A 10,135-nucleotide genomic window follows, 5' to 3' on the forward strand; every position below is an offset into this window, starting at 1 on the left:
CCTCTGCCTTAACCACTTGGCTACGCCCGCCAGGATCCTGGGGATCTAGCTTAGCATGGGACAAACAGAACGAAGCCTTGAAGCGTCCCAACATGCTGCCCAGAGTCGATCTACTGAAAGGAGCGGAGTATCGAGAAACCTTAGCGCGCATTCTGGATCTGGGGGAGCAAGCCCTCAAAACCTGGCAAGTGGTCTGGAGCGATTTTCTCTCCCCGCCAGAGGTAGCCGAGGTGCAAAGCCGGTTGCACAACTTGGCTGAACTGCAGGTGGTGGCCTGGGGGGGCTATGCCCAGGCGGAGCGGCAACGCCTAGCCCTGGCTCGCTCTGAGGTCAGCTTGAAGGTGGAAGGTGCAGAAGGGATCCCCTTGGCCGCTGTTCAGATACAGGGAAACTTTCTTTTCGACCCGGCCACTCACCGCGATTTTTTGGGAGCCCTGCTGGGAGCTGGCATTGCCCGGGAGAAAGTGGGAGACATCCTTGTTTTAGGTGACACGGGGGCCCAGGCCATCGTTGTGCCGGAATTGGTGGACTATCTCAGCCTCAACCTGACGCAGGTGCGCAGCGTGCCCGTCAAGGTCAGCCCCATCCCTCTCAACCAATTAAAGGTTCAACCGCCGCGGGTGAAGTCCATCACCAGCGTGGAAGCCTCTTTGCGCCTGGATGCAGTGGCCTCGGCGGGATTTGGCCTGTCCCGCAGCAAGATGGTGGAAGAGATCCAGCGGGGAGAGGTGCGGGTTAATTGGAAGCCGATTACCCAAGCCAGCTACACTGTCGGCCCCCAGGATTGGATTGCTATTCGTGGTCGCGGTCGGCTGCAAATTGAAGAGGTAGCCGAGACGAAAAAAGGCCGCTTTCGCATCCAGATGAAGCGGTATCTCTAGGTTTTTGGAGATCTACTGCCTGCCTGAGATCCAGGGCGAGAAATCGCTAGGAAAAAGGGAAGAAGGCCCAAGGATAGAGCAAGTACTCCAAGTAAAACAACTTCCAGATCAGTTGATAATAGGCCACGATCGCGTCGCGGCAACCCAGATCCAGGCGAACACCATAGCCCACAAGGATTCCTAGCCCCAGCCCATGCCCTAACAGCATCCAGGCACCCTGGCCCATGAGAAGAAAATAGCTTCCCAAAGCGATAAACGCTAGGTAACAAGCGGCCAAAATGCCAATGCAAAACTTTGAGATCCGCTCCTGGCCAAAGCGCAACGAAAAGGTGGCAATGGCAAACCGCCGATCCCCCTCCATGTCGGGAATATCTTTGAAAAGGGCGATCACCAGCCCAAAAATAGACATAAACCCTGTCAGAAAAACAATGGGAGCAGAAAGCTCGACTTCCCCCTGCATCAACTGCTGAAAATGGCTGTACAGGCCCAGATTGACGATCAACCCCCGCACACAATAGATACAAGCCGAGGCCGCCAGCGGAAATCGTTTCAACCGCAGGGGGGGCAAGGAATAGGCGGTGCCGATTCCGTTGCTCAAAAGCACCGTCAACAACAGGTACGGGATCCCTGTCAGGGCCAATAGGATGGATGCCACCCCGCAGACGGCGACGATCCCCACCCCCTGTCGCCAACTTAGGGAGCCGGCGGCCAGGGGCAGATGGGGTTTGTTGATGCGGTCGATCTCGATATCCGTGAGCTGGTTGAGGCCGACAATATAGACATTGGCCGCCAGACAAGCCACCCAAGCCACGCCCAACTGGGGAAGGACAGTTAGCAGGGCCGTTGGTTCAGCGGCCACGAACCCGGCCAGCAAGTAGAGGCCCAGCAGACTGGCACTGGTGCCGTAGACGGTGTGGGGCCGAGCAAAACGCCAGAGAACCTGCAAATATGGGGTCATTCTAGCCAGCAGCGATACAGCTCATGGCCCGGAGCCCCCTCGTGGAGAGTGGCTAGGGATGGGGGGAGTCTTTAAGGAGGGCAGCCAGGGCCGACCAGCGGGGATCCACCGGCGGCGGCGCAGCCGATTCCACCACAATGCCCGGGCAATCGGGGCGACAGGGCAACTGGTGGGGCATCTCCAAATGCAGGTGTTGGTACATCCAGTCTTCGATATCCAGCTCGCCGTTGGGCGGCAGGCTCTCCAGCAGATCTTCTTCGTCCCGCAATTCCAGCTCTAGAGGCGGCGGTTCAGGACTGGGCTCCCGAATTAGGATGATCTCCTCAACCTGCAGGTGCAGCCGGTGGTTGAACTGCTGCAGGCAGCGGTGACAGGTGAGGGTGACGATGGTGCGGGCCTCGGCGCTCACCTCCAGGAAATGCCCCCGGTGGCTGGCCTGCAGGGATCCCTCCACAGGGGTCAAGCTCTCAAAACCTGAAAAAAACTGCCTAAACTGTACCTCTTGGGTTTGACCGGGCATCTGCCGCAGGTCGGATAGACGAATTGGCCTCAGCATGACATCCCCCTCTATACGTTCTGGGTAGCAGGGATCCCTAGAATCGCCCCTATCGGCAAGAGAGCCCCCAGGTCAGGGTCGAGAAGAGGCCCGCCGGATCACCAGACGACGGTCAGGCTCTTTGCCACGGCTGAAGGTTTCCAGATCGGCGTAGGCAGGGTCTTTCAGGAGCGTGTGGATCTGCCGCCGCTCGGCAGCAGAAAGATCGGGAAACTCGTATTCCCGACCACTGGTTCTCACCTTTTGCACCGCGACAGCAACCAAGGCTTTGAGCTCCTGCAAACGGCGCTGACGATAGCCATCCAGATCCAGGATATAGGGCTGCTGTTGGTCTTCTGGCTGGTTGAGGTTGAGAAGGGTGTTGGCCAGATACTGCAACGCATCCAAAACCACCGGGGAGCGCTCTTCCTCAGGGCCAGCTTCTTTGGACGACGGCAAGGGCAATGCAGGCGCTTTTGAGAGCAGCATTTGCTTCTGGGCCGGAGTTAGAGAATCGGCCTCAATTTCGATTATCTCCCCCACCACCCGCACCACTGCCGGGATTCCCATCGCCGCCAGCACCTGCTGCAACCACTGCCTGGCCCGTTCTCGATGTTCGGCAGGAGAAAGCTCGCCCTGGGAAGGCGCAACGGTTCCCTCAGACTTCTGATGCGATTTTTTGGCGGCGGATCCCTTCAAAGATCCCGTAGAGGACTCAGAGGGGCTCATCCTGGGCAGCTTCCAATTCTGAAGAGGTATCAAGCACTCGACCGTAAGCTCACCCCACGCCAAGCAGCAAGGACTGCCTAGGGCTCAAAGGGCAGGGATTCGCGCCCTCCCCCGGCTGCCTTTGGCTTGGCCGGTCGGTCAACCTCCTTGGCTTCCACCGTGATCACCTGGGCAGCGCGGCGGCGCTCCTCTTCCACCAACCGCTGCAAGTTCTCCGGCAACGGCTCCCGCGAGAGCAAGAAGGTTTGCACAGTTTGGAAGATGTTGGAGACAAGGATATAGAGCAAAACTCCAGCCGGCAAGGGGAAGAACAGGAACATTGCTGAGAACAGCACAGGGGTGATGCGAGCCATCGAGCTCTGGCTGGGATCCTCTTGGCCTGTCTCCTGGCCAGCGTTGGTCAGGGATTGGTTCAGGTAAATAGAGACGCCGAAAAGGACAATCATGCCGATAATGTCCCAGTGGATGGTGCCATCCGGGTCAAAGGCGCCGACACGGCCTAACTTGTCGATAAACAGAAAGCCCGTGTCAGAGGCTAGGCCGGGGATCGCAACCTCCACAGTCACTTCCCCTGGCTGCAGGGCCAGCAAGGTGCCATCCGGCTGGATCTGGGCCCGCTCTTCTCCTTTGGTGATCTTCCAGGTGGGCTGCAACAGGCTGGGATCCCCGCCCGCTTCTGCCACCAACTGCTCAAAGGGCTTGCCCCCCGGCCCCTGCAGCAGAAACTGCACCTGCTCCCCTACGGCAATCTTGGTGCCTTTGGGCTCCACCAGCACCACTGGCTTGTGTACCGAGTCGGCGACGAAGATGTTCTTACTGGGGCTGACGTAGGGGGTGGGCACCACCTCTGCCGCCACCTCTGCTGGCAAGATCTGCAGGTTGACGTCGTAGGTAACCGCTGCAAAGGGGGATCCCCGCAGCGTGGCAAAGAGAGCAAAGAGCACCGGCATTTGAATCAAAAGCGGCAGACAACCCGACAGCGGGTTGACTCCCAGCTCGCTGTACAGTTTGGCCTGGGCGTCGCGCAGCTTTTGTGGGTCATCCCGGTACTTCTCCTGGATTTCTTGCATCCGCCGCCGCATCAAAGGGTTAATCACCTTCATGCGCCGCATGTTGCGGATAGATCCGACGTTGAGCGGGTAGAGGGCAAAGCGGATCACCAACGTCAGGAAGATGATGGCCAGTCCATAGCTGGGCACGATCCCGTAGAAAAAATCCAGGATCGGCAGCATGACGTTGTTGGAAAGAAATCCGACTCCGAAGTCCATGGGGGGTGCTGGCGAACGTCCGTAACCCATTGTAATGGTTTCCGACCGGCTGACGAGGGCGTTTTCAGGGTTTAACCGCCCCAATCGGCAAGGGGGATCAGCCCAGCAATTTCCCTGCCTCTCCGAGGGAGAGGGGCAGAGCGCGGCGGCGTATCAGCGAAAAAGGAGGAGCTGCTTTGCCCCTCCTTCATCGTTCTGGTTAAACTTGGAGCTCTGGCAGCTCCCTTGTGCTGGGAGCAAGAGACGCTCTGAATGAGGATCCCTTTCCCCTGCTGATGGAACTACTTGACCTTGACCGTAGCGCCAGCTTCCTCCAGCTTCTTCTTGATCTCGTTGGCTTCCTCTTTGGGGATCCCTTCCTTGACCGGTTTGGGAGCGGCCTCCACAAGATCTTTGGCATCTTTCAGGCCCAAGCCGGTCAACTCGCGCACCACCTTGAGGACGGCGATCTTCTTATCCGCAGGGACAGCCTCGAGAATGACATCAAAGGCCGTTTGCTCTTCCACCGGTTCAGCCGCCGCTGCTGGCGCCGGTGCCGCTGCCGCTGCCACGGGAGCAGCCATAACCATGCCACCTGCTGGGGCAGCCGCACTGACACCAAAGGCTTCTTCGATGGCTTTCACCAACTCGGAAGCCTCCAACAAGCTCAATGCTTTCAACTCTTCCAGGATCTTTTGAACACGCTCCGAAGCCATAGTCTTGTCTCCTCAGGGTAACGAAGTGGATAGGTGGAATTGGGTTGATGAACCCAACACAGGTCGATCCCGTCAGGCCGCCTCCTTGTCGGCAATAGCCCGGATGGCCCTTGCCAGGGAGGCCGGGATCTCCTGGATACCGCGGGCCACCTGGGTGGGCACGGCATTGAGCCCAATCGCCAGCCGGGTAGCTACCAACTTGAGGCTGCCCGCCACTTGGGCCATGAGCACCTCCTTGGGCGGCAGCTCGGCGATGGCCTTGGCCTGATCCAAGGTCAGGGATAGCCCCTCGGCAGCGGCGCCGCGGAATTCGGTCTTCTTGGTTTGCTTGGCGAAATCTTGATACGCCTTCAGGGCCGCTGGAATATCACCCCGGATCATGATAAAGGCCGTCGGCCCTGACAGGAAGGGAAGAATCCCTGCCCAAGCCTTTTGGTCGGCGACAGCCCGCCGCATCAAGGTATTTTTAACCACCATGCAGACAGCATCCGCCTTGCGCAGCTCCGCCCGCAGTTGGTTCATCTCGGAAACGGTCAGCCCCTTGTAGTCGATGACCAGCACCATTTGGCTGGCTTGCAACAGGGATCGAACTTCATCGACCACCTCCGCTTTTTTCGCTACAGGTTGCTTGCCCATGCGCTCACCTCCTTTGTTGTCACTGGCTTACTGAGGGCCGAACAGGTGTTGCCGTCGGAAGGGGGTATCTAGAGCCGCCAAATAGAATGCGTCCCAGCCAGAGCCGAGACGCATTGAGGCAGGCATAACCCAGCAATCCACAACGGGATCCCTTTGCACTCCACTCAAACCTCGGCAGGACATTAAGCCCCTAGGCACCTGCTGTCTTCGGCTTGCTATTCAACTGTGGGAAGCTCTTCTCTGCCCAGATCCTCCAGAAAAATAGTCAATTCAAACGGCAAACAACTGCCTTTTTCCCTTTGCAGCGCCGAAGCAGCCTTAAGCAACCAACTTCAGCTCTCGCAGGGCATTGATGTCAACCTCAATCGAGGGGCCCATTGTAGCACAAACATGTAGGGCTCGCCAATACTTGCCCTTGGCTCCAGGGGGACGGTTGCGGTCAACAGACTCTTGCACGGCTTTCAAGTTTTCCAGCAGTGCTTCGACAGGGAACTTGCACTTGCCGAAAATCAAATGCACAATGCCGGTTTTGTCCGCCCGGTACTCCAGCTTGCCGGCTTTGAACTCCTTGATGGCTTGGGCCAAATCCATGGTGACCGTCCCACCCTTGGGAGAGGGCATGAGGCCACGCGGCCCCAATAGGCGCCCCAGCTTAGCAACCTGGGGCATCACATCGGGGGTGGCAATCAGCAGGTCGAAATCGATCATGCCCTTGCCGATCTCCTCGATTAGGTCTTCAAAGCCCACCCGGTCGGCTCCTGCGTTCTGGGCTTCCGTAACCTTCTCGCCACGGGCAATCACCGCCACCCGAATCTCCTGCCCGGTGCCGCGGGGCAAGACGACGGTGGTGCGCAACTGCTGGTCGGCATACTTGGGATCGATCCCCAGGCGGATGTGAACCTCTGCCGCCTCGTCAAATTTGGCAGTGGCCGTCTCCTTCATCAGGGCCAGGGCTTCTGCGGGGGGATAGGCAATGGGCTTGACCTTCTCCCGCAAAGCCTGCATACGTTTGGACAGTTTTCGAGCCATCGTTTCTCCTCGGGGTGCTGGCGAGAACCTCTCTCCCCCAAAACTTCAAGACAACAATCAGACTAAAGATCCTTCATCAATCGACGATTGTCACCCCCATGCTGCGGGCAGTGCCGGCGATGATTTTCATAGCCGCCTCCACATCACGGGCATTCAAATCGGGCAACTTCTGCTCGGCAATCTGGCGCAGTTGCGCTCGCGTCAGGGATCCCACCTTGACTTTGTGGGGCTCACTGGATCCCGACTCAATGCCGAGGGCTTTTTTGATCAACACCGAAGCCGGCGGCGTCTTGAGGACGAAGGTGAAGCTGCGATCCTCGTAAATCGAGATCTCGACCGGCACCACCATCCCGGCTTGATCCGCCGTTTTGGCGTTATATTCCTTGCAGAAGGCCATGATGTTAACCCCGTGCTGGCCCAGCGCCGGGCCGATGGGGGGGGCGGGGGTGGCTTTGCCCGCCTGGATGGCCAGCTTGACCACTGCCACCAGTTTCTTAGCCATGAAACGCCGTTACACCTCTTTTCGCACTTGACCAAACTCTAATTCTACCGGAGTATCGCGCCCGAAAATCGAGATCAAGGCCTTGAGCTTGCCCCGCTCTGGGCTGACATCCACCACTTCGCCGTAAAATCCTTGGAAGGGGCCGGAGAGCACCTCGATGCGATCCCCAGGTGCCATGTCGATCTTGAGGGGCACTTCCTCCACCTCAACGCTGCTGAAGATGCGCTGGACTTCGCTTGGGCTGAGGGGCCGTGGCGTCACATGGCCCCGACCACGACCGTAGGCCCGCTTTTCTTCCGTGCCAACGAAGTTGATCACGTTGGGGGTAGTTTTCACCACCATCCAGGTGTCGTCGTTGAGATCCATGCGCACCAGCACATAGCCGGGAAAAATCTTTTCCTCTTGTTCCTGGCGCTTGCCGGATCGATCTAGCTTGAAGCCCGTCCGCTTCGGGATCACCACCTCGACAATCTGATCTGCCACATCCAGAGCCGCCGCCCGTTGCATCAGGGTGCTTTTGACTTTGTTTTCGCAGCCTGAGGCCACCTGCACAGCGTACCAGCGCAGGTTGCGACGACCTTGACTTTCGCCTTCTTCCCCTTCTGGCGCCGTGTCTACAGGCTCTAGGGGCTCAGGGTGGCCCCCACGGCGTTTCCACCGCTGCTCTGGCTTTGGGCTCATCACCTCACCTCCTCTCTGTGTCTGTCTGTATGCATGGGCCTCCCCTCCCCAAAAATGAATAGGGATCCCTGGCAGGGGCCATCTGAGAAAGAACCTCACGAGAACAGTTGAGTGGCCAGCCAGCCAAACAGTTGATCGACCAGGTAGATGAACGAGGCGAAGGCCAACACAATCAGTAAGACGCCCACCGATTCGCTAATCAGTTGCTGGCGGCTCGGCCAAACAATTTTGGCCAATTCCGCGCGGGTCTCCTGGAGGAAGCCGAGAATCCCCTTGGACTCAGGGGAGTTGTCCCTGGAGTGGCCCCGGCTGGCGGGATCCAAACGTTGTTCCGTATCGGCCTTGCTGGAAGAGGTGCTTTTAACCACGGCGGTATCTCCTGCTGGATCCCGAAAACGGTGCGCCACCTTTTGGCGCACTCAAGATCGGCTTAGCGATCTTAACAGATCTGTTGGGGGTGGGATCCCTCTCAAGGGGTGGGAGTGGGCTCAGGCGTCAGCGCCCTCGGGGAGAGCACCAAAGGGCGGCGGGATTGGTTGAATTGCTCTACCGCTGCGTCGATCTCTGCCCGGCTGTCCCAACGCGAGGCGGCATTTTGCCGGGAGAGAAACTCGGCGGCCCGCAGGAGGTCGTTCATGTCAATGCTGGTGCCGTCGAACAACTGGACGTTGCGGTCGCGGCGGATGGCCTCATTGACATCTCCCCTTTGGGCCAAGGCAACCTCGGCACTGGCCAGGATCCCCAGCAGAAGCAGACCCAGGGCCGCAGGGATCCCGCGCCGGGGGTTGAGGGGGGAGCGGAGACGGTTTACAAACATTGATCCTGTTCCTCCGCATCGGTGTGCTGCTCGGCCAGCCCCTCTGCCAGCAACTGTTGTTCTTCGGGCGTGAGGGGGCGTTTGGCCAACAGGTCTGGCCGCCTTTGCCAGGTGCGAACCAACTGCTGTTGCAGACGCCAACGGGCAATGGCTCGGTGGTCGCCTGAGAGAAGCACCGGCGGCACCTTGTGCCCTTGGAACTCCGGTGGACGGGTGTACTGGGGATACTCCAGCAGCCCCGTCTCGAAACTTTCGCTCCTCAGCGAGTCCATTTTACCAACTGTGCCCGGCAAGAGCCGCACCACGCCGTTGATCAAGGCCAGCGCCGGGATCTCCCCCCCCGTCAAGACAAAATCGCCCAGCGACACCTCGCGGGTGGCCAGATATTGGCGGATCCGCTCGTCAAAGCCCTCGTACTGGCCACAGAGCAGGATGAGCTGCGCCTTTTGGGCCAGCTCCCGCAGCAGCGCCTGGTTCAGCGGTTGCCCCTGCGGCGTGAGCAAGATGATCTCGTAGGGATCCAGGCGGGGCAAGGAGGCAACGGCAGCAAAAAAGGGCTCTGGCTTGAGCACCATGCCCACCCCACCCCCGTAGGGCTCATCATCGACCCGGCGGTGCTTGTCGGTGGCAAAGTCCCGCGGGTTGGTGCAGTGAACCTCAGCAATCCCCTGCTCCAGGGCTTTGCCCACCAGACCGATGCGCAGCGGCGTTGCAAAAAATTCTGGGAAGAGGGTGATGACGTCGAACCGCACAAGACTTAGGACGAGGCAGAGGGAGGCTCGGTGCGCAGCCGCTCCAGATCCAGGCGCAAAGACTCGATCTGGTGGATCAGCTCCATCAGCTCGGCCATTTCTTCTTTGGAGATAGGGGCAGGGGGAGCCGTGGTCGGGGGGGCGCTTTCAGCAGGGGCGGGCCTCTCGCTCTCTGGGGCGGGGGCGTTGGCGGCTGGATCCCTGAGACTTTCAACGTAGCGAACGGCTTCCTGTTCGATCAGCTCCCCCTTTTGCTCCAGTTCTGCTGCCAGTTGCGCCAGATCCATCGAGAGGCGGTTGAGGTTTTCGGCCCGCTTTTCCGGGTCTTGGAGGATCTCCACCAGGGCAGTGGCCGCGCCGTAGAAAAGGTGGCGAGCCCGCGTGAACCAGTCAGAAGAGCGAGAACTCATGGCAGCAGAAACAGGTGGGTTCTGAATTATTCTAGGCGATCCGCCCACCGGAACTGGCCCAGGACGACAGAGTGCCCGGCAGCCCAAGTAGGGATCCGTTCTCTGAAGTTTTGAGGAGAACCTGGGGATGGGGCTCAATCCACAGCTTGGATCTCGCCGCTGCTGAGGCGCTCCACAACCAATTCCAGCAGCTCGTGCTCTTCTGGGGAAATCTCTTGATCGGCCATGACGGCATTGAGGAT

The 10,135-nt window shown here is 59.1% G+C and carries 14 protein-coding genes and 1 other annotated feature; of the genes, 1 reads left to right on the forward strand and 13 read right to left on the reverse strand.

Annotated features, from left to right (window positions below; all coding sequences use genetic code 11):
• The coding region (locus NW863_RS06405; protein ID WP_414365334.1) for a photosystem II S4 domain protein at nt 1-881 on the forward strand (881 nt) is incomplete at its 5' end.
• Nucleotides 882-927: 46 nt separating this feature from the next.
• On the opposite strand, the gene NW863_RS06410 is transcribed toward NW863_RS06405, so the two are convergent.
• From NW863_RS06410 to NW863_RS06470, 13 genes are all read right to left on the reverse strand, one after another.
• On the reverse strand, nt 928-1,839 hold the full coding sequence (locus tag NW863_RS06410; protein WP_414365335.1) for a homogentisate phytyltransferase: 912 nt from the start codon (nt 1,837-1,839) through the stop codon (nt 928-930).
• Nucleotides 1,840-1,891: 52 nt separating this feature from the next.
• Complete coding sequence (locus NW863_RS06415; protein ID WP_414365337.1) at nt 1,892-2,395, reverse strand: YceD family protein; 504 nt, start codon at nt 2,393-2,395, stop codon at nt 1,892-1,894.
• A gap of 72 nt (nt 2,396-2,467) precedes the next feature.
• Entirely contained in the window at nt 2,468-3,103 is a 636-nt protein-coding gene (locus tag NW863_RS06420) for a protein jag (RefSeq protein ID WP_414365339.1), read from the reverse strand.
• Nucleotides 3,104-3,180: 77 nt separating this feature from the next.
• The gene (gene yidC / locus NW863_RS06425) at nt 3,181-4,371 is read right to left on the reverse strand and encodes a membrane protein insertase YidC (RefSeq protein ID WP_414365341.1); all 1,191 of its coding nucleotides are present in this window, start codon (nt 4,369-4,371) and stop codon (nt 3,181-3,183) included.
• A gap of 281 nt (nt 4,372-4,652) precedes the next feature.
• Nucleotides 4,653-5,066, reverse strand: coding sequence for a 50S ribosomal protein L7/L12 (gene rplL, locus NW863_RS06430; RefSeq protein WP_414365343.1), 414 nt, complete (start codon nt 5,064-5,066; stop codon nt 4,653-4,655).
• Nucleotides 5,067-5,138: 72 nt separating this feature from the next.
• Nucleotides 5,139-5,702 carry a 50S ribosomal protein L10 gene (rplJ, locus tag NW863_RS06435; protein ID WP_414365345.1) on the reverse strand — a complete coding sequence of 188 codons (564 nt, stop codon included), beginning with the start codon at nt 5,700-5,702 and terminating at the stop codon, nt 5,139-5,141.
• A gap of 73 nt (nt 5,703-5,775) precedes the next feature.
• Nucleotides 5,776-5,931: a sequence feature (ribosomal protein L10 leader region), on the reverse strand.
• A gap of 89 nt (nt 5,932-6,020) precedes the next feature.
• Nucleotides 6,021-6,731, reverse strand: a complete 711-nt coding sequence (gene rplA / locus NW863_RS06440) for a 50S ribosomal protein L1 (protein WP_414365347.1) — start codon at nt 6,729-6,731, stop codon at nt 6,021-6,023.
• 76 nt (nt 6,732-6,807) lie between these two features.
• Complete coding sequence (gene rplK, locus NW863_RS06445; protein ID WP_011430609.1) at nt 6,808-7,233, reverse strand: 50S ribosomal protein L11; 426 nt, start codon at nt 7,231-7,233, stop codon at nt 6,808-6,810.
• Nucleotides 7,234-7,242: 9 nt separating this feature from the next.
• A complete protein-coding gene (gene nusG / locus NW863_RS06450) occupies nt 7,243-7,914 on the reverse strand; it encodes a transcription termination/antitermination protein NusG (RefSeq protein WP_414365349.1) in 672 nt (223 codons plus the stop codon).
• Nucleotides 7,915-8,009: 95 nt separating this feature from the next.
• Nucleotides 8,010-8,237 (reverse strand): preprotein translocase subunit SecE, encoded by a 228-nt coding sequence (gene secE, locus NW863_RS06455; protein WP_414365355.1) that lies wholly within the window; start codon nt 8,235-8,237, stop codon nt 8,010-8,012.
• Between the two features lie 146 nt (nt 8,238-8,383).
• Entirely contained in the window at nt 8,384-8,731 is a 348-nt protein-coding gene (locus NW863_RS06460) for a hypothetical protein (protein ID WP_414365351.1), read from the reverse strand.
• Nucleotides 8,722-9,483 (reverse strand): tRNA (guanosine(37)-N1)-methyltransferase TrmD, encoded by a 762-nt coding sequence (gene trmD, locus NW863_RS06465; RefSeq protein WP_414365353.1) that lies wholly within the window; start codon nt 9,481-9,483, stop codon nt 8,722-8,724. The genes NW863_RS06460 and trmD overlap by 10 nt, the downstream gene beginning before the upstream one ends.
• Nucleotides 9,484-9,488: 5 nt before the next feature.
• Nucleotides 9,489-9,893: a hypothetical protein gene (locus NW863_RS06470; protein ID WP_414365354.1), complete on the reverse strand. Its 405-nt coding sequence runs from the start codon at nt 9,891-9,893 to the stop codon at nt 9,489-9,491.
• Nucleotides 9,894-10,135: the final 242 nt, after the last annotated feature.

It is taken from the genome of Synechococcus sp. B60.1, assembly GCF_047462555.1.
In the GTDB taxonomy this organism is placed as follows: Bacteria; Cyanobacteriota; Cyanobacteriia; order Thermostichales; family Thermostichaceae; genus Thermostichus.